Annotated in this window: 17 protein-coding genes and 3 tRNA genes; 18 read left to right on the forward strand and 2 right to left on the reverse strand. The window is 48.7% G+C overall.

The genetic code is table 11. The annotated features are described in order from the left end of the window. From HRU21_05780 to HRU21_05790, 3 genes are all read left to right on the forward strand, one after another. Positions 1 to 1,206, forward strand: a 1,206-nt coding sequence (locus HRU21_05780; protein NRA41806.1) for an ABC transporter permease, incomplete at its 5' end; no start/stop codon positions are given. A 95-nt stretch (positions 1,207 to 1,301) separates the two neighbouring features. Continuing rightward, positions 1,302 to 1,973 (forward strand): ABC transporter ATP-binding protein, encoded by a 672-nt coding sequence (locus HRU21_05785; GenBank protein NRA41807.1) that lies wholly within the window; start codon positions 1,302 to 1,304, stop codon positions 1,971 to 1,973. Further along, on the forward strand, positions 1,974 to 3,218 hold the full coding sequence (locus HRU21_05790; GenBank protein ID NRA41808.1) for a lipoprotein-releasing ABC transporter permease subunit: 1,245 nt from the start codon (positions 1,974 to 1,976) through the stop codon (positions 3,216 to 3,218). 168 nt (positions 3,219 to 3,386) lie between these two features. On the opposite strand, the gene HRU21_05795 is transcribed toward HRU21_05790, so the two are convergent. Continuing rightward, positions 3,387 to 3,929 carry a DUF2062 domain-containing protein gene (locus tag HRU21_05795; GenBank protein NRA41809.1) on the reverse strand — a complete coding sequence of 181 codons (543 nt, stop codon included), beginning with the start codon at positions 3,927 to 3,929 and terminating at the stop codon, positions 3,387 to 3,389. Between the two features lie 167 nt (positions 3,930 to 4,096). Here HRU21_05795 and HRU21_05800 point away from each other — a divergent pair, with 167 nt between their 5' ends. Further along, positions 4,097 to 6,691 carry a DNA internalization-related competence protein ComEC/Rec2 gene (locus HRU21_05800; protein ID NRA41810.1) on the forward strand — a complete coding sequence of 865 codons (2,595 nt, stop codon included), beginning with the start codon at positions 4,097 to 4,099 and terminating at the stop codon, positions 6,689 to 6,691. Positions 6,692 to 6,914: 223 nt separating this feature from the next. On the opposite strand, the gene HRU21_05805 is transcribed toward HRU21_05800, so the two are convergent. Next, positions 6,915 to 7,094 carry a hypothetical protein gene (locus HRU21_05805; GenBank protein ID NRA41811.1) on the reverse strand — a complete coding sequence of 60 codons (180 nt, stop codon included), beginning with the start codon at positions 7,092 to 7,094 and terminating at the stop codon, positions 6,915 to 6,917. A 125-nt stretch (positions 7,095 to 7,219) separates the two neighbouring features. Between HRU21_05805 and HRU21_05810 the strand changes: the two genes are divergently transcribed. From HRU21_05810 to HRU21_05875, 14 genes are all read left to right on the forward strand, one after another. Next, complete coding sequence (locus HRU21_05810) at positions 7,220 to 7,780, forward strand: hypothetical protein (protein ID NRA41812.1); 561 nt, start codon at positions 7,220 to 7,222, stop codon at positions 7,778 to 7,780. Positions 7,781 to 8,368: 588 nt separating this feature from the next. After that, positions 8,369 to 8,989 (forward strand): MotA/TolQ/ExbB proton channel family protein, encoded by a 621-nt coding sequence (locus HRU21_05815; protein NRA41813.1) that lies wholly within the window; start codon positions 8,369 to 8,371, stop codon positions 8,987 to 8,989. Between the two features lies 1 nt (position 8,990). Continuing rightward, entirely contained in the window at positions 8,991 to 9,407 is a 417-nt protein-coding gene (locus tag HRU21_05820; GenBank protein NRA41814.1) for a biopolymer transporter ExbD, read from the forward strand. Further along, positions 9,404 to 11,284, forward strand: a complete 1,881-nt coding sequence (gene msbA / locus HRU21_05825) for a lipid A export permease/ATP-binding protein MsbA (protein ID NRA41815.1) — start codon at positions 9,404 to 9,406, stop codon at positions 11,282 to 11,284. The genes HRU21_05820 and msbA overlap by 4 nt, the downstream gene beginning before the upstream one ends. Positions 11,285 to 11,310: 26 nt before the next feature. Beyond that, complete coding sequence (locus tag HRU21_05830; GenBank protein NRA41816.1) at positions 11,311 to 12,348, forward strand: tetraacyldisaccharide 4'-kinase; 1,038 nt, start codon at positions 11,311 to 11,313, stop codon at positions 12,346 to 12,348. 28 nt (positions 12,349 to 12,376) lie between these two features. After that, positions 12,377 to 13,186: a 3-deoxy-manno-octulosonate cytidylyltransferase gene (gene kdsB, locus HRU21_05835; protein ID NRA41817.1), complete on the forward strand. Its 810-nt coding sequence runs from the start codon at positions 12,377 to 12,379 to the stop codon at positions 13,184 to 13,186. A 126-nt stretch (positions 13,187 to 13,312) separates the two neighbouring features. Continuing rightward, a complete protein-coding gene (locus tag HRU21_05840; protein NRA41818.1) occupies positions 13,313 to 13,798 on the forward strand; it encodes a low molecular weight phosphotyrosine protein phosphatase in 486 nt (161 codons plus the stop codon). Beyond that, the gene (gene murB, locus HRU21_05845; protein NRA41819.1) at positions 13,798 to 14,820 is read left to right on the forward strand and encodes a UDP-N-acetylmuramate dehydrogenase; all 1,023 of its coding nucleotides are present in this window, start codon (positions 13,798 to 13,800) and stop codon (positions 14,818 to 14,820) included. Before HRU21_05840 ends, murB begins: the two co-directional genes overlap by 1 nt. Positions 14,821 to 15,198: 378 nt before the next feature. After that, positions 15,199 to 15,846: a UvrY/SirA/GacA family response regulator transcription factor gene (gene uvrY / locus HRU21_05850; GenBank protein ID NRA41820.1), complete on the forward strand. Its 648-nt coding sequence runs from the start codon at positions 15,199 to 15,201 to the stop codon at positions 15,844 to 15,846. Between the two features lie 18 nt (positions 15,847 to 15,864). Beyond that, positions 15,865 to 17,763, forward strand: coding sequence for an excinuclease ABC subunit UvrC (gene uvrC, locus HRU21_05855; GenBank protein ID NRA41821.1), 1,899 nt, complete (start codon positions 15,865 to 15,867; stop codon positions 17,761 to 17,763). A gap of 46 nt (positions 17,764 to 17,809) precedes the next feature. Beyond that, entirely contained in the window at positions 17,810 to 18,361 is a 552-nt protein-coding gene (gene pgsA / locus HRU21_05860; GenBank protein NRA41822.1) for a CDP-diacylglycerol--glycerol-3-phosphate 3-phosphatidyltransferase, read from the forward strand. Between the two features lie 104 nt (positions 18,362 to 18,465). After that, positions 18,466 to 18,541 (forward strand) — tRNA-Gly (locus tag HRU21_05865). Positions 18,542 to 18,597: 56 nt separating this feature from the next. Beyond that, positions 18,598 to 18,671: transfer RNA gene (locus HRU21_05870), tRNA-Cys, on the forward strand. 92 nt (positions 18,672 to 18,763) lie between these two features. Next, a tRNA-Leu gene (locus HRU21_05875) sits at positions 18,764 to 18,850 on the forward strand. Positions 18,851 to 19,074 lie beyond the last annotated feature (224 nt).

Raw genomic sequence — 19,074 nt, forward strand, 5'->3', positions numbered from 1 at the left:
TTTCTATCACTTCTGTCATGGCTTTCACTGGTCGGTATGATGCTGGGCGTAGCAGCATTAATTATTGTTATGTCGGTGATGAATGGTTTTCAACAAGAACTGCAAAACCGTATTTTGCACGTCATGCCAGAGCTGAGCCTTGAAGTTGACCCTAAGCAATCCTCGGCAGCGGCATTTTCATTGCCAGACGTGCATCAACAATTAGACAATGTGCTCTCTCAGCAATTAGCTCACTCAGCGGTAACGCGCGCCTTAGTCGGCGGCGATGCATTAATTCAACACCAAGATAAAAGCAGTGCTGTGCAATTAAAAGGGGTAGACCCTAATAGGCAGCAGCAATTATTGATTCAGCAGGGTGAGTGGCTTAATCCAGATACAGCAGGATTTGATATCGTGCTTGGCTATGCCTTAGCGGATCGATTACATGTTGCACCTGGCGATACAGTTCAGCTGGTGCTGCCGAGTTTTCAAATTACGCCGTTTGGCATCAAGCCGCGCAGCCGTCAATTTCGTGTGATTGGGCTGTTTAATTCTGGCAGCGCGTTTGATAATCAGGCGGCTTTTATTGATATTCAACAGGCCCGAAAACTCTATCGTTTAGCCGCAGACCAGGTGCATGCGCTTGAGATTTTTGTCGACAGTCGTGAACGTGATAAAAATTTGTCACTGGTTGCTGACTTTAGCCAGCGCTTTGCTGATTCAGGCTTGCAGCTCGTTGCCTGGCAGCAGAAGCAACAGCAACTGTACCGGGCGATCAAAATGGAGCAGTTTATGATTGCGTTCATGCTGTCACTGGTCATAGCTGTCGCGGCGTTTAACTTGATTGCACTATTGACTATGATGGTTGCCAGCAAGCGCAGCGATATTGCGGTATTGCAGATGATGGGTATGCGGCCGCATCAAGCGATGCAGATATTTTTAACGCAGGGCTTAAGTTTAACCATGATTAGTCTCTTTGTAGGCTGCCTTATCGGTGTGCTGATTGCGACCAATATATCAGCGATTGTCAGTGTTGTAGAACAGGCGCTAGGTGTATATATATTCGACCCCAAGGTGTTTTATATCACCGGTCTACCTTCAGATTTGCAGCTTGTTGATGTGCTGTATGTGATAGGTTTTACTATCTTGCTGAGCATTGTATTTAGCAGTTACCCAGCATGGCGTGCAAGTCAAATACAGCCAGTTGAAGCATTGGCCTATCGATAAACTCATCAATGCATAGGTCAGCTGCAAACCGTGCCAGTAAACACGCTAATTAAGCGACAGACATTTATCACTGTGAGGATAGTGTGAAAGCGATTATAGATTGCCAACAGCTCAGCAAGTACTACCAGCAAGCTGAAACCCAACTGCTGATTCTAGATAAAGTCAGTTTTTCACTGTCGCAAGGGCAAACCGCTGCGATCATTGGCAGCTCTGGGGCTGGTAAGTCGACATTACTGAATCTGTTAGGTGGTCTGGATAGAGCAAGCTCGGGTGATATTTTTATTGATGGTGAAAATCTTGCAGGCCTCGATAATCAAGCGCTATCTGTCATTCGCAATCAAAAGCTTGGCTTTGTTTATCAGTTTCATCATTTATTACAAGAATTTGATGCGCTCGAGAATGTTGCAATGCCGCTATTAATTCGCGGTATGGCCAGAAAGCAAGCGTTTCAGCAGGCGCGTGAGGTGTTGGCACAAGTGGGCTTGGCGGCTCGTGCAGAACACCGTCCGCAGGCGCTGTCTGGTGGTGAGCGTCAACGTGTAGCCATTGCACGCGCTATCGTGGCAAAGCCAGCCTGCGTGCTTATGGATGAGCCAACCGGAAATTTAGATGAGGCTACCGCACAAGATATTCTTGCGCTGCTGCAAACTTTGAATCAGCAATATCAACAAAGCTTTATTATCGTGACCCATGATAAGGCGATCGCAGAGGCGCAAGATAAGTGCTACCAGCTGTCGCAAGGTCAGCTGCGTTTACAGGACCAATAAGTGTCATATTTTACTCGCCTGTTAGCCCTGCGATATAGCTTCTCACGCAAGCAAAGTCCGCTGTTGGCATTTATTTCCCGACTGTCTATTGCCAGTATTGTGCTGGCAGTAGCCTTATTGTTGACGGTGCTTTCGGTAATGAATGGTTTTGAGCGCGCGCTGAAGGACGATATTTTATCCTTGGTGCCGCATATTACCCTGACGCGCACTGAAGCCATCAGTGATTGGCAACCCCTGCAGGCGGTTGCGGCCGAGCAGCCAGGCGTGGCATCAGTGGCAGCATTCAGTCTATTGCCCTCAATGTTCGTCAAAGGGCAAACGATAAAGCCAAGCCTAGTCTATGGTATTGATCTCGATAATGCGCAACAGCTAGCTAGCTATCAGCGTTTTTTGCCCAACTTTGATTGGCAGCAGCTAAATCAGCCAGGCAGTGTGATTGTCGCCAGGGGTTTAGCTGATAAGCTCGGGCTTAACATAGGTGATAGTTTTCGACTGATTGATGGCGGCAGTGCGGTCAAAAGCCGTCGGGCTGGGCCAGCCCGCTTACGCAGCCATACGGTTCAAGTGTTAGCAATCATTCATACCGGTACCGAGCTTGACCAAAAGCTCGCCTTTGCTTCTTTAGAGAATACCGCCAAGTTCAAAGGCTTTGCTGCTGGCGAAGTGGATGGATTGCGGATCCAAGTAGAGGATATCTTTAATAGCCGTGCGATTGCTTATGATATAAGCGCGCTGACAGAGCTGTATTACTTTCGAGACTGGTCAATGAGCCAGGGTAATTTATACCAAGCGGTGCAGATGTCGAAAAAACTTGTGGTGCTGTTGACGTTTATTATTATCGCGGTCGCGGCGTTCAATGTGGTGTCGAGCTTATTGCTGTCGGTGCAAGAAAAAAAGCCAGACATGGCTATTTTGCAAACCATGGGTGCCAGTCAACGGCAAATTCGTCAGGTGTTTTTACTGCAGGGCATCGTCATTGGCTGTATTGGGGTGTTGCTTGGTGTGCTGTTAGGTGTGGTGTTAAGTAGCCTATTGCCGTCAATTGCTGGCGTAATTGAACAGCTACTGGGTATTCAATTGTTGAACAGCGAAATTTACCCAATTGATGCCTTGCCCAGCGAAATTCGAATCACTGACGTGTTAGCAGTCGGCGCTATCAGCTTTATGCTGACTTTGGCCGCGACTTTAAGCCCAGCATGGATTGCCGCGCGGCAAAAGCCAGCCGAGGTGTTGCGCTATGAGTAGTTGCGCTATGAGTAGTTGCGCTATGAGTAATTGTGTCTAAAGTAGTTGTGCTAAAAATAGTTACGCTAAAGTAGCTGTGCAAAAACAACAAGCATTGAAGCTATGTCGAACTATTTCTAGCTGTGTCTAACAGTATCTAACTGTGTCAAAAGCAGCATCAGCGCGTGTTCAGCTTTTGTGAGTATTGCGCAGGCTGCGTTTACTGCGCTTATTGCGGCTTTGCCATTTTCGCAAAGTATGACGGCGCCAGCTTATTTCAACCACGGTATAACCTACGCAGGCCAACACGGTGCCGGTCACTAAGCTGCCCAGCATTAAAGGTTTCCATACCAGCGCAAATTGATGTTCCAGCCATTGCCAGCTCATTTCAAACTCAAAGCCAATAGTCGGTTGCTGCAATAAAAATGCACCCAGATGATAGGTTGCTAAAAATACCGGCGCAATCGTCAGTGGGTTGGTTAGCCACACCATGCCCATGGTGAGCGGCAGATTAGCACGCATCCAAACACACAAAATAAACGCTAAAAACATTTGTATTGGCAGTGGAATAAAGGCGCAAAACAGGCCAATTAAAATCGCTCTTGAGGCACTACGGCGGTTAAAGTGCAGCACCTGCGCCCGCTCGGTATAGTCTAAACACAGGCGCAGCCAGCGATTACGCTTAATCACGTCATCGTCCGGCATGTAGCGCTTAAGAAATTGTTTAGCCATGGTGATATTCAAAAAAATTTGCGCAATTCTACGCTAAAACATCATGGATATGTAGAAACATTAGCTGACTACAACAGCTTTTTAATCTACCTTAAATATTGGCAGATAAGGAAATCAGCCAGCTCGGTTAATAACTGAAGCATTCATCACGCAACAAGGATGTGTCGATGCCGCTTGTGGCATTTGTTGCCGCGGCGATAATAATGCGGTTTTTGCATTATCTGTGGCCCTGGCAACAATATATATCTAGCGAATACTGTCAGCTAGTGCTGAGCTTAAGTCTTGCGCTGGGCTTGCTATGCTATTACATCACGCTGTTATCATTTAGTTGGCGTGATGCAATCATGACTGAACATCAGCAAGCATTTTCACTGGCGCAGCGCTATCTCGTGGCAATACGCTGTTGTGGTATTTTTTGTGCTGCCTGCGTCGGTGCCAGTTATTTTGCATGGAGCGCACAGTTACAGGCAGAAAAATGGCAGCAGCTGCCTGAGCAAAAGCGTGACATAGAGATGCGTGTGCAGATCCATAGCTTGGTCAGCCAGCAGGGGAGGCGGCAGCAATTTGTCGCTAAGGTTATCGACAGCGAGCTGCCACTCTATCAATCAGCCTATCTGCGCATCAGTGCCTATCAGCTGCCTGATGAGCAGCAGTCGCCATCCTTGTTAAATGCGCCACAGCAGCTAGCCGCGGGGCAGCGCTGGCATATTGTGTTGCGCGCTAAGCCAATTCGTGGTGTAAAAAACCAGGCTGGCTTTAATTATCAGCGTTATGCATTTAGTCAGCGATGGTTAGCGCAGGCATATATTCGAGAATGGCGGGCCTATTTGGGTGATTGCCAACAATGGCGCGATCTCGTCATGGAAACTACTGCCTGTATTAACCAAGCTCGCCAGCGGCTTAAAAATCAGTTGCAGGCATTGTTGCCGATTGAAGACTATGCCTGGTTTGCCGCACTGGCCTTGGGCGATAAAACGGCAATGTCACAGCAGCAGTTTTCGCTGTTACAGCATACGGCAACGGTGCATTTGTTTGTGGTTTCCGGTTTGCATATGGGTTTATTGGCCGCCTGGGTGTTTGCGCTGGCCTATTTGGTTCGGCTATTGGCAGTGTTGCTAGCTGTGCCGCTGCCTTGGATCTGCTTATCGCAGCAGTTACCACTAGTGCCGTTAGCGGTGTTAATCATTAGCGCATTTTACGCCAGTTTAGTTGGCTGGTCAGTGCCGGTGCAGCGCGCCTATATTATGCTGTGCTGCTTACTGGCCGGGCAGCTACTGCAGCTTAATATTGCCATCGTATGGCGCTTGCTCATGGCAGCCTGTATAAGCATCCTGATAGAGCCACTGGCATTACTGCAGCTTGGCTTTTATCTATCCTATTTGGCTGTTGCTATGCTGTGTATGCTGGCCAGCTTATACCCCAAGCGGCTGCGGCAATGTTATGCCTGTCAGTCAGTTCGTGCACGCTGGTCACGACGCTGCCTCGATGCTGGCTTAGCCTATTTGTGCTTGCAGGCCATTATGATGTTTTGCTTATGGCCATTAACGGCCAGCAGTCAGGGTGTGCTCAATCTGTTGGCGCTGTTTTATAATGGGCTCTTAATTCCGCTGATCAGCTTGCTTGTATTGCCCGCTGTGCTAGCCGTCACCGCATGCTTGCTGCTCGCAAACGCGACCCAGATCGCTAGCTGGATTGGCTATGCTGAGCAGCTGATGACTTCAGTCGCCTTGCAACTGCGCCTGTTAATGCAGCAGTTACAGCATGTATTACAGTGGCAAACTGAGCAGCCCTGGCTGCAGCCTAGCCTCATCGATATTGCACAGCTTAACAGCGCATTTTTTCTATTAGTACTGTGGCTAGTGTTGCAGCTAATGTTTCGACATATCATGCCATATCGCGTATCAATGATGGCTAATCTTTGCATATTAGTGATGCTGCCTGTTTTGTATTCGCAAACTGCGAATCAAAAACACACCTCTAAACCGCCGCTGCAGCTGGATATGCTCGATGTTGGCCAAGGTTTAGCGTTGCTGCTGCAGACCCCGCGGCATGCTATGGTGTATGACACGGGTGCCGCATGGCCAGGTGGCTCAATGGCTAAGTGGGTTTTGGCGCCAGTGCTAGCGGCACAGGGGCTGATGCAGCTTGATCGAGTGATGATCTCACACCTCGATAATGATCACGCCGGGGGTACCGCCGACTTACTCAAACATATAGCGGTTAAACAGCTAGTAAGCAGTGAGCCAAACTTGTTGTCGGCTGAGCTTTCGCGTCCGGTGCAGCGCTGTCAGCAAGGTCAGTCTTGGTACTGGGATGCTGTGAAGTTTCAGGTGCTATGGCCGCCTGCCGTGAATATCAGTAAGCGCAATAATCGTTCCTGCGTCTTATTAATTTCTGTTGCGGGCCAACACATTCTACTCACCGGTGATATTGATCAGCGAACCGAGTTAGCCATACTAGCCCAGCCAGCTTTGCAAGCAGCTCTGCCGCTTACTGCACTGGTGTTAGCGCACCACGGTTCTAAGCACTCTTCCTCGTATTCTTTTTTACAGCGTACTCGGCCGCAAATGGCATTAGTCTCGGCAGGCTATTTAAACCGTTTTCAACACCCTGATCAGCGCGTTTTACAGCGTCTAGAGGACTTATCCATTAAGCTGTATTCGACGGCTGTAGATGGTCAAGTCACACTCCGTTTCAGCGCTGATAAGCGCTTCCAGCTTTACACTCAGCAACAGGCCATGGCTGCGCAAAGCTGGTATTAGTGATTGCTGCAACACTAGCCACAGTACTAATAGAAAAAATGCGCTGTTAAGCTGTGCAATATCGATGAGGCTAAACTGCGGCCAAATAGGATAGATAAAAGCCAAGCTGCAGTAGCTGCCCAGCCAGTAAGCAGCACAGCATAATATAGGCGCAAATGGGCCAGCTAAGTGAAGCTGAAATGAAAAAAGCCGGGGCAAGCCCCGGCTTCGACTACCTACACGGTTACGCCATATAATGCGTGCCACGATAGATGTGGTCAGATACTATATGCTTCACATTAGGAAGTTTTAAGTACTTAGCACCACGATAAACCTTCTCTAAACGATTGTGTTTTAACGTAATGTGCTGATCACCATCTTTTGTGTATTTAACACCGCGATATACATAAGTTTTAGTAGTCATGTCTACTTCTCCCAGGAATCTTTTCATTGATTCCAAAAATAGGATAAAGTGGACTTGTAACGCATGTTCAATGCGTGGCATTTAACGCATGCCAATGCAATTTCAATATAGCAAATAAAAGAATTATGATCACCCGCTTTACCCTTAAAAATTTATTTTCATCCGAAGAAATCACCAACTTGGTGCAAAATTTTGGTTTTAAACGTCTTCCAGAGGATGAAATAGAAAATGCGATCCAAAATGCATTCTCTGATTATATTTTATCGGCATTATCAGAGCTTAGTGATGATCACGAAGACCAAAAAAAATTATATTTAGAAGCTTCTCTTTATATCGATAAAGCCAGAAAGCTACTAGAAGGCATGCCTCACCCTGCGGGGAAAATGGCTTATCGTTTATCGAATATGTTCAGTACATTGAATAAATTAATTGAAGGGAAAGATAATTTTGCAGCGGATAGAGCCAATCGTTTCATGGAAAAAAACTTAGTGCGCCGTTTAAAGGATATATGGAGTGGCAACACATCAACACCATTTCACTCTGGCGGTGATGGCTCAGGAAAAAACCCAAGAGATTTTATTTTGACTTGTTTTTCAGCAGCAGGGAAAAAGTATCCAGAAATTAATTGGTTTAAAGAAGTGGATTACACTATTGCTGATATTCTTATAAAAAGCATTAAACGCTAAGCATTTAATCACCTAAGCAATTTTCATCTGATTAGGCGAAAAGTGTAATTAACTATTTTCACAGGCAATAAAACTCACATTTCGAAGTGTAACAATATAAGCACCACTATTTAAGCACCACTATTTAAGCACCACAATATTATGCTGTGCTGCTTAAAGCTGGGCTGCTGCAGCTTAATATTGCCAACGTATGGCGCTTGCTTTTGGCAGCCTGTATAAGCATCCTGATAGAGCCGCTGGCATTTAAACCGTTTTCAACACCCTGATCAGCGTGTTTTGCAGCGTCTAGCAGCCTTATCTATTAAGCTCTACTCAACGGCTGTAGATGGTCAATTCAAACTCCGTTTCAGCGCTGATAAACGCTTCCAGCTTCACACCCAGCAACAGGCCATGGCTGCGCAAAGCTAGTATTAGTGATTGCTGCGACAGGCGGTCTTTATCCACTAATCTGTGACTCTGATCTCAGTCGGCAGAGCAGGGCTACCCTTGTGTTTGTTGGGGCAGCTCGTTATCATGCGAGCGTGTTGTAGCCCTTGTTGCATGGCCACTTGCGCCATCACAGGCATAAATATTTTGAAAGGGGAAACTGTGTACGAATTTGTTGTTGCCGGTGGCTGGATGATGGTGCCGATTTTATTGTGCTCGATTGCTGCCATGGCTATCTGTGTTGAGCGTATTTGGAGCCTAAGCCCCAGTAAAATAGCCCCGCCGCACTTAATTGCTCAGGTTTGGCGCTGGATCAAAGAAGATGAATTTGATGTTGAACGCATGCGCAAGCTTAAAATGTCGTCGCCGCTGGGCTACATCCTAGCCTCTGGCCTCACCAACTCGAGTGAGCGCGACACCATGAAAGAAAGTATCGAAGAAGCCGCCAGTCACGTAATTCACGACCTTGAGCGCTATCTCAGCCCCCTTGGTACTATCGCATCGATCACACCTTTGCTGGGTTTATTGGGTACGACCGTCGGTATGATTAAGGTCTTTAGTGAAATTATGATTAAAGGCACCGGCGATGCTCAGGTGCTGGCTGGCGGCATTTCAGAGGCACTAATTACCACCGCTGCGGGTTTAGCCATAGCGATTCCTGCGCTGATGATGCATCGCTATTTTCAGCGTCGAATCGACAGCATCGTGGTGCAGCTTGAGCAACAAAGCTTAAAATTAGTTGATGCGCTGCATACTAACCGTCAAGTCGATTTGAAAGATTAATATGCAGTTTAAACGCCAAGCCAAAGACAGTATCGATGTTAATCTAACGCCACTGATTGATGTGGTATTTTTATTACTGATTTTCTTTATGGTCTCTACGACGTTTACTGACAAAACCGAGCTGCGTTTAGACTTGCCCGAGGCCAAGGGCACACCTCAAATGCAGCAGCCTGAGGCGATAAAATTATCAATCAATCAGCGCGGTGAATACAGCATCAATGGCGCCGCATTAATCAATAATCAAGCAGCGACGCTAAAGTCTGCGATTGCAAAAATCGCCGGCGATAAAACCGATACCCCGTTTATTATTACCGCAGATGCAAACACCACGCATCAGTCGGTGGTCACCGCGATGGATGCAGCAGGGCAGATGGGCTTTGTGAATTTGAGTATTACCACGGTGCAACCAGAGCCATAGGGCGAAATGTGAGTCACTCAAATACCGCCAGTGATTGGCAACTATATCGGCGTTTATTGGGCTATGCCTGGCCGTATAAACGCTTCTTTCTGATCAGCTTCCTGGGCTTCTTGCTTTATGCCGCGGCCGATGTATTACTGGCCGATTTAATGCAGTATATGATCGATAGCCTTGGGCAAAATATTGATACTGAGCAGCGCAATGGTTTAATTGTCAGCTTTTTGCATCAGCAGCTGCAGTTTGACGTTAGCGACACCAGCAAAGCGCGCTTTGCGATACCGGTGTTAATTATCATCATCTCACTGCAGCGGGTGATAGGCTCGTTTTTAGGCAACTTTTTTATGAAGTATGTCGGTAATCACGTGATCTTTGATCTACGTACCGACATCTTTCATAAAATGCTCGACTTGCCGGTTTATGCGATAGAAAGTCAGTCCTCGGGTAGCTTGGTCAGTCGCGTGATTTTCAATGTGACGCAGGTAACCGGTGCAGTAACCAATGCCATTACCGTGATTTTTCGAGACGGGCTAACGGTTATTTTACTGCTGGCTTACTTAATTTACTTAAACTGGCAGCTAACCCTGACCTTTCTTGCAGTGGCACCGCTGATTGCGCTGGTGGTCAGCTTTGTCAGTAAGCGTTTTCGTCGCTTAAGCAAAAAATTACAGCGTTCCATGGGGGATATCACGCATGCCACTTCAGAGGCTATTAATGGCGTACGTGATCTGCGTATATATGGCGCGCATGCGCTGGAGCAGCAGCGCTTTGCGACAGTCAGTCGACGCACGCTTAGTCAGCAGTTAAAACTGGCGTTTACCGATGCCGCATTTTCACCAACGATACAGTTCTTTTTAGCCATTGCGATTGCTGCCTTGGTGGTGCTTGGCTTGCATCCCGATATTATTGCCGATATGAGTGCAGGCTTGTTCGTCACATTCCTAGGCGCAGCGGGTGCCTTGGCCAAGCCTATCCGCCAGCTAACCAATGTGATCAATATTGTGCAAAAAGCGCTTGCTGCCGTGCAGGATATATTTCAGCAGCTGGATCAGGCTAACGAGCAAGTATTGCCGCTACCACCAGCACAGCTATCTAAGCCGGTGCGAGCCGAGATAGAGTTCGATCAGGTCAGCTTTGCTTATCCTGGCAGCGAGACACCGGTTCTGAAGCAGCTGTCGATGCATATTAAGCCCGGACAAATGGTTGCCTTAGTCGGTGGCTCAGGCGGCGGCAAATCCACCTTGATGAGCTTGTTGCCGCGCTTTTATCAGCCAACCTCGGGACATATTCGCCTTGATGGAATTGATATTAATTCGCTCAGTCTGGCTGAGCTACGCCAGCAGATCGCCATTGTTAGCCAGCAACTGGTACTGATTAATGATACTGTGCATAACAATATTGCCTACGGTGAAATGCGCAATGCCAGTCGTGAAGAGGTGGTGGCAGCAGCCAAGCTAGCCAATGCCGATGATTTTATTCTATCGATGGCAGACGGCTACGATACCGAAATTGGCGATAATGGCGTGCGTTTATCCGGTGGCCAGCGTCAGCGCCTAGCGATAGCGCGGGCGATTTTAAAACAGGCGCCAATATTAATTTTAGATGAGGCAACTTCAGCATTAGATAATGATTCTGAGCGACTGATTCAAGAAGCAATGCAAACCGTCGCGAAAGGGCGAACCACCTTTGTCATCGCGCATCGCCTATCAACCATTGAAAATGCCGACTGTATTTATGTGCTGGATAACGGTGAGCTGCTTGAGCAGGGTGATCATGCTAGCCTTATGGCGCAAGGTGGTCGTTATTATGCGCTGCAGCAGAATGCGCAAGAGTCTGTCGGCGATGCATCTGCATCCAAGCCTGCAGTTACCCGTGATTAATATGATGTTGCTTGGGCCGTCTTAGCATGTCTCGTCGCTTATCTCAGTGGCTGCAGCAGCATTGGTATCGTCGTCAAATTTCATGGCTGGGGTATTTACTGCTGCCGCTAAGTGCGCTCTATGCGCTGTTGGCACAGCTTGATCAGCGTCGTAAACGTCGCCGTGCTAGCGCTGTCGTTAATCCTTGTCCGGTGATTGTCATTGGCAATATAAGCGTTGGCGGTACTGGTAAAACGCCGCTGCTGATAGCGATTGCAGAGCATCTGCAAGCGCAAGGATTTAAGCCTGCAGTGGTCAGTCGTGGCTATGGCGGTCAGGCCAGCTACCCTTATGCTGTATCGGCATCGAGCACAGCCGCCGAGTCTGGTGATGAACCCTTATTGATTTTTCAGCGTGTGCAATGCCCGGTCGTTGTAGCACCAGAACGCAATACGGCGATCGCGCTAATTAGCCAGCAACACCCCGAGATCGATGTGATATTAAGTGATGATGGCATGCAGCATTATCAAATGCCACGGGATATAGAGATTGCCGTATTCGATCACCAGCGCCTTTGGGGCAACGGTTTACGTTTACCCGCCGGTCCTCTGCGCGAGCCGCTGTCACGGCTAGAGCAGGTGGATTTTATTGTGCATAATGGCGCCGCTCAAAGCCACAGTGACAGTGGTTCAGCGCGCGCAAGCACAGGCTATGCTGCTATGCAGCTAGAGGTCTCGCCACTGCAGCCGGTAAACGCTGCTTCGCCGCCGCGCGATTTAGCCAAGCTGGCCGCAAGTTCAGCCACAGTGCATGCCGTTGCCGGCATAGGTAACCCATGGCGGTTTTTCAATAGCCTCATTGCTCAGGGCTTCGCTGTGATCGCACATCCCTTTGCCGACCATCATCAGTATCAGTCATCCGATCTTGCTTTTGACGATGATTTTCCGATTATCATGACCGAAAAAGATGCGGTAAAATGCCGCCATTTATCAAACCATCAGCTGTATTATCAGCCGGTGAATGCACGTTTTCACGACAGTGATTTTTTGAGCGCTTTAACCCAGCGTTTACAAAGCCTGTCTTAAGTCGTCATACCCAATAAAAGAGAGAGCCATGAACCACGCGCCCTTTACCGTTATTATTCCTGCGCGCTTCGCTTCATCACGCTTGCCGGGCAAGCCCTTGCTTGATATTGCCGGTAAACCGATGATTCAGCATGTCTATCAGCAGGCCTGCTTATCCGCTGCCACCGAAGTGATTATTGCAACTGACCATGCAGCAATTTTTCAGGCGGCCGAAGACTTTGGTGCCAAGGTAGTGATGACCTCAGAGTCGCATGAGTCGGGTACCGATCGCCTGCAAGAGGTCGTTGCCACGCTGCAGCTTGCTGATGATGCAGTGGTAGTGAATGTGCAGGGCGACGAACCACTGGTGCCGCCGTCGGTCATCAATCAAACTGCGGCACTATTGACGCAGACTGATGCATCCAGCCAGTCGATGGCTACCTTGTTTGAATTCTGTGAGAGCTCAGAGCAGGTGTTTGACCCTAACGTAGTCAAGGTGGTGACCACTGAGCCTAAGCTGAGCGATGATATGACTCTGTCGCAGGCGCTGTATTTTTCGCGCGCGCCGATGCCATGGCATCGAGACAGCTTCGAACCGGCAACGCTGGCGGCAAGCTTGCCTAGCGACATCCGCTATAAACGCCATTTGGGCATTTATGCCTATCGCGTCGGTTTATTGCATCGCTTTGTCAGCTGGCCAGTTGCTGCCTTAGAACAGGTAGAAAAACTTGAACAGCTACGCGTTTTAGCCAATGGCGAGGCTATAAATATCGCCTTAGCCTGCGAAAGTCTGCCGCCGGGTGTAGACACGCAGGCAGATTTAGATAAAGTAAGAGCTTTATTTGCCAAACCTGCGTAAAGACAGGGTTTCTAGCCAACTAGGACGGTTTGCTGCATTAATCTTCGTGTGAGCTGCTGCAGGGTTTATGAAAAGCCAGCCGCAGCCGAATGTATCGCGTTAACTTAAACAGCTTAAGGAATTAGCATGACGAACGTTTTATTTGTCTGCTTAGGCAATATCTGTCGCTCACCCACGGCCGAAGGGGTGATGCGCAAAAAATTACAACAGGCAGGCCTGTCCGATACCATCAAGGTTGATTCTTGCGGCACCGGTTCCTGGCATGTGGGCAGCTCGCCAGATGAGCGCACCATCAGCATGGCAGAGCAGTATGGCTATGACCTCAGCGAGCTGCGCGCGCGCAAGCTATCAGCCAACGACTATTTACGCTTTGATTATATTTTAGCCATGGATACTCGTAATCTGGCCGATGTGATTAAAACTGCACCGGCTGATTTTCAAGGTGAGATAAAGCTGCTGCTTGATTTCGCACCCGGTGATGAGCTAGAAGTGCCCGACCCTTATTTTGGTGGTGAATCAGGTTTTTTGCGGGTGATTCAGCTCATCGAAGCAGCCTGCGACGGCTTTATCAGTCAGTATCAACTAAACAGCAGCATAGATAGTCCTGCCTAATGCTTCATATCGAACTGGAAAAAAACCTCGAGCCTTACAATAGCCTGGCGCTGCCGGTCATGGCCGATGAGTTTGTCGCGGTTCAGCAGCTGGATGATCTAAAACAGCTGCACAAAAATCTGCAGCGCCAGCCAGACAAGCCCTTATTCATTTTAGGTGGCGGCAGTAATATTGTGTTTCAGGGCGATCGTCGCGGCATGGTGATTCACATGGCTAACCGCGGTGTAGCAATAGAGCGCGAAGATGATAGCCATGTTTGGCTAAACGTGCAGGCGGGTGAAAGCTGGGATGATGTCGTCGCATATACCTTGCAGCAAGGTTATTTTGGACTTGAGAATTTGAGTCTAATTCCCGGCACTGTTGGTGCTGCACCGATCCAAAATATAGGCGCCTACGGGCAAGAATTAGCCAACTGCTTTGCCAGTTTGCAAAGTTTTCATGTATTAACCGGCGAGCAGCGTGAGCTGCAGCACGCCGAATGTGAGTTTGCTTACCGCGACAGTATTTTTAAGCGGCGGCAAGACCCTGCCTGGATTATCACATCGGTGACCTTTAAATTGGCCAAGCAGTATCAGCCTATCTTAGATTATGCACCTTTAGCGACGCGCTTTGCTCAGCAGCAGCCAAGTGCGCATGCCGTAAGAGAAGCGGTGATTAGTATCCGGCAAAGTAAATTGCCGAACCCGAAGCGACTGGCGAATGCCGGCAGCTTTTTTAAAAACCCGGTGTTGAGTGCCGATGATTTTGCCCGGCTGCAGCAGCAGTTAGGCGATGTGCCTGCCTACCCACAGGCCAGCGGGCTCACCAAGGTGTCGGCCGGTTTTCTCATTGAAAAAGCGGGTCTCAAAGGTGCGGTGTCTGATAATGCCACCGTCGGCATGTACGCCAAACAAGCCTTGGTGTTAGTGAATCATGGTGGTGCTAGCGCGCGCGATGTGCAAGACTGGGCTAAGTTTGTACAGCACGCNGTGCAGCGCCGATTTGGTGTAGCGCTAGAGCAAGAGCCGGTGTTAGTGCCATAATCTTTTTGCCTGCAGTTTTAGCTAGTTTAACTCTTTTAACTCCCTGTTATCTATTTCTGATATGTCTCTGATCAGTCGCTCATGCGCCGTTTATGCGCTTTTATGTGCCTTATGCAGCCTTGTATGCCTCTTACGCACTCCTCTCGCATAACAAGCCATAAGGCTAAAACGGCTTAGTGATTGGCAGTGAGGCTAAATTCTTTTATATTGCAGATAAATATTTTCCCTAAGCGGGCCGCAGATCTGCTAGGCTATAAAAAAGCTTGGTGAATTGCACAGCTTTAGCGCTTGTATGCTATTGAATGTAGCCATACATAGCCATGTCGCTAAACTCACTGCAATCATCTAGCCTAGTCAGATAATAAAAAGGAATAAACAGTGACCACACGTGTTGTTGTAGCTGACGATCACGATCTTGTTCGTGTAGGCTTAGTTAGGATGCTAGAAGATATCAATGATATCGATGTTATTGGCGAAGCCGCTTCCGGCGAAGAAGCGGTGCAGCACGCTCGCAATCTTGAACCCGATGTCATCGTCATGGATGTTAAAATGCCCGGCATAGGTGGCATTGAAGCAACCCGCAAAATCACCGCGCAATACCCAAATACGAAAATTGTTGCCGTCAGTGCCTTAGATGATGCGCCATTTCCGCAGCGTTTGTTAAAAGCCGGTGCGATGGCCTATTTAACCAAGGGCGCCGAAATTAACGAAATGGTTGCCGCGATTAAGCATGCGGTTTGCGGTAAGCAATACTTATCGCCGCAAATAGCGCAGCAAATGGCGCTTAGTTCAGTAAACCCCGATCATGACAACCCTTTTGACCAGCTGTCTGAGCGAGAGCTGCAAATCTGCATGATGGTCATCAACTGCGAAAAAGTGCAGGATATTTCCGATAAACTCTGCCTCAGTTCTAAAACGGTTAATAGCTACCGCTATCGAATTTTTGAGAAGCTTGATATCACCGGTGACGTTGAGTTAACGCGTTTAGCGATTCGTCATGGATTGATTGAACCTGAAGACGTATAGCTCGTATAATCGCTCACCATGAGTGAGCAAACCCCGCCATTAAACGTGCGCGATAAGGCTAAAACCTTATCCGACACGGCGCAACAATCCTTTGATGCCAAAACCTTTCTGAAGGGGCTGACCAGCCGCCCGGGCGTCTACCAAATGTACGACCAGCAGGGCGACATCTTATACGTTGGTAAGGCTAAAAATCTAAAAAATCGGGTTGCCAGCTACTTCAACGCGCGTGGGCTTAACAGTAAAACGGTAGCGCTGGTAGCGCGCATTGCTAAGATTGATGTCACGGTCACCGAAACNGAAGCAGAAGCGCTGATTCTTGAGCAAAACCTGATCAAGGCGCAGCGCCCACCGTTCAATATTTTAATGCGCGACGATAAATCCTACCCCTATGTNTTTTTATCGGCNGGTGAGTTTCCACGTTTGGCCTATCATCGTGGTGCGAAGCGCGCGAAAGGCCAGTATTTTGGCCCATACCCAAGCGCCGGTGCGGTGCGCGAGAGTTTAAATTTATTGCAGCGAGTGTTCCAGGTGCGCCAGTGCGAAGATAGTTACTATCGCAATCGCTCGCGCCCCTGTCTGCAATACCAAATCAAGCGCTGTACCGCGCCCTGCGTTGGCCTGGTTAGCGAGGCCGAGTACCAAGAGCAGGTTGAGAATACGCGCCTTTTTTTACAGGGCAAAAGCCAGCAGCTATTGCAAAGTTTGGTTGAGAAAATGCAGCAGGCCTCGACTGCGCTCGATTTTGAAGCGGCGGCCGAGTATCGCGATCAAATTCAATACCTACAAAAAGTCACCGAAAGTCAGTTTATCGAGGCCGATAGTGAGGCCAACGCCGATGTGGTCAGCGTTGCCAGTCAAGCAGGGCGTGCCTGCATTCATATGCTATTTATCCGGGCAGGGCGCATATTAGGGTCTAAAAGTTACTACCCTAAGCCCACGCTTGATCAAACTGAGCAAGAGTTGTTAGAAGCCTTTCTCAGTCATTACTATCTGTCGCAATCGGGGCAGGCGCTAGAGCAGGTGCCTGCCAGAGTGTATTTGCCCGCCGCTGGCGAGGGTACCGCGCTGCTGAGTGAAGCGCTGCAGCAGCAAATGCAGAAAAAGCTGCAGTTTGTCTGCCCGCGCCAAGGGCCGGCAGTAAAATGGTTGGCGCTGGCCACCACCACGGCATTAGAAAATTTAAAAGCGCGGCTGGCCGATAAGGCCAGTATGCTGCAGCGTTTCGAAGACCTGCAGCAGCAATTTGAACTGGATGAAATGCCCAATCGGATTGAGTGTTTTGATATTAGTCACAGCTCAGGTGAAGACACGGTAGCATCCTGTGTAGTGTTTGATCCCAGCGGGCCGTTGAAAAGTGATTACCGCAAATTTAATATCGACGGCATCACCGGTGGCGATGACTATGCCGCCATGCAGCAAGCCCTAACGCGGCGTTTTAAGCGGCTCGCCAGTGGTGAGGGTAAGCGACCCGATATTTTGCTGATTGACGGCGGTAAGGGCCAAGTAACGCAGGCACGCGAGGTATTAGCCGAATTTCAACTGCAGGATATTTTAGTGATTGGCGTGGCTAAGGGGCCAACGCGAAAAGCTGGCCTAGAGCAGCTGATTTTAGCCAATGAAAATCGCGTGATTCAGCTAGCCGACGATGCGAAGGCGCTGCATTTAATTCAGCATGTGCGAGACGAATCGCACCGCTTTGCGATTAAGGGGCATACCCAGCGTCGCGACAAAAAACGCTCTCGCTCACAGCTGGATGATATCCCAGGCGTTGGCCCCAAACGGCGTAAAGATCTACTGCAGTATTTTGGCAGCGTACAGGCTATTAAGGCAGCACCGATTCGAGAGTTGATAAAAGTGCAGGGGATTAGTGCAAAAGTGGCCGAAGACATATATGCTAGCTTCCATCAACACGACTAGCCAGCATCACGATAGCCGCTAAAAGCCATAAACAATAAGAGCTGTAATGAATATCCCTAACGCCCTCACTTTAATCCGTATTGTTTTAATTCCGGTGTTTGTGTTGTTTTTCTATCTGCCACTGAGTTGGAGCCATTGGGCTGCTGCACTGGTATTTTGGTTAGCAGGCTTTACCGATATGCTAGACGGCTATTTTGCTCGCAAGCTTAACCAAACAACCCCCTTTGGCGCATTTCTTGACCCGGTTGCCGATAAATTGATGGTGGTGATTTCTTTAAGCCTATTGATCGAGCAAATGGCCAGTTTGCTGTTCACCATACCGGCAATTGTGATTATCGGGCGTGAAATCATTATCTCGGCATTGCGCGAGTGGATGGCCGAGCTTGGCGCCCGCGATACTGTGGCGGTGTCAAATGTAGGCAAGGCTAAAACCATGCTGCAAATGTTTGCGATTTGGCTGTTTATTATGCTGCCAGGACTGCCTAGCTGGTTGATGCTGATCGCCTATATCATCTTCTATATCGCCGCGGCTTTAACCCTCTGGTCGATGATAAATTACCTAAAAGCCGCATGGCCAAAGCTGATGGCGAAAGATTAGGCAATCGCCAAAAAAAGCTAAAAAAAGCAAGCACTTTGCTTGACTCAAGAGGTGATTTGCATAGAATAGCACGCCTCATAAGCGAAGCGCTTTTGAGACATTTGGCGGATATAGCTCAGCTGGTAGAGCGCGACCTTGCCAAGGTCGAGGTCACGAGTTCGAACCTCGTTATCCGCTCCAAATTTCTGTCTCACGGCCTGGTTTTTACTTCTTAACCGGCGGTGAGCAAGCTTTAAGGCGCGGTGGCAGAGTGGTTATGCAGCGGACTGCAACTCCGTGTACGCCGGTTCGATTCCGACCCGCGCCTCCACTTACTCTTACTATGATGCTAATGAGAACGCTCATTGCATAGTAAACGGTAAACTAGGGCACCAATCCCTAGGATAAAAAACTGACTCGTATGCCCGGGTGGTGGAATTGGTAGACACAGGAGACTTAAAATCTCCCGACTTCACGGTCGTGCCGGTTCAAGTCCGGCCTCGGGCACCATTTAAACCTCCCATTTTACATTAAGTCACTGAGCTATCAGGGCATACTGCTGTTTGTAAGACTTGAACCGGAGGTTCACCAAAAGCGATTGAAGTTTCTTACAGCCAGCGCCTTACCTGGCTGCAGTACTCGGCAAAGTTATCGGGAAAGGTTTGCGCTAAATGCGCTTCTTCCGCAAGGGTTTGGCGATACAGCGCGCTAAGCCCAATCACTAAGCAGAGCAG

The sequence above is a fragment of the Pseudomonadales bacterium genome (assembly GCA_013215025.1).
Classification (GTDB): domain Bacteria; phylum Pseudomonadota; class Gammaproteobacteria; order Pseudomonadales; family DT-91; genus DT-91.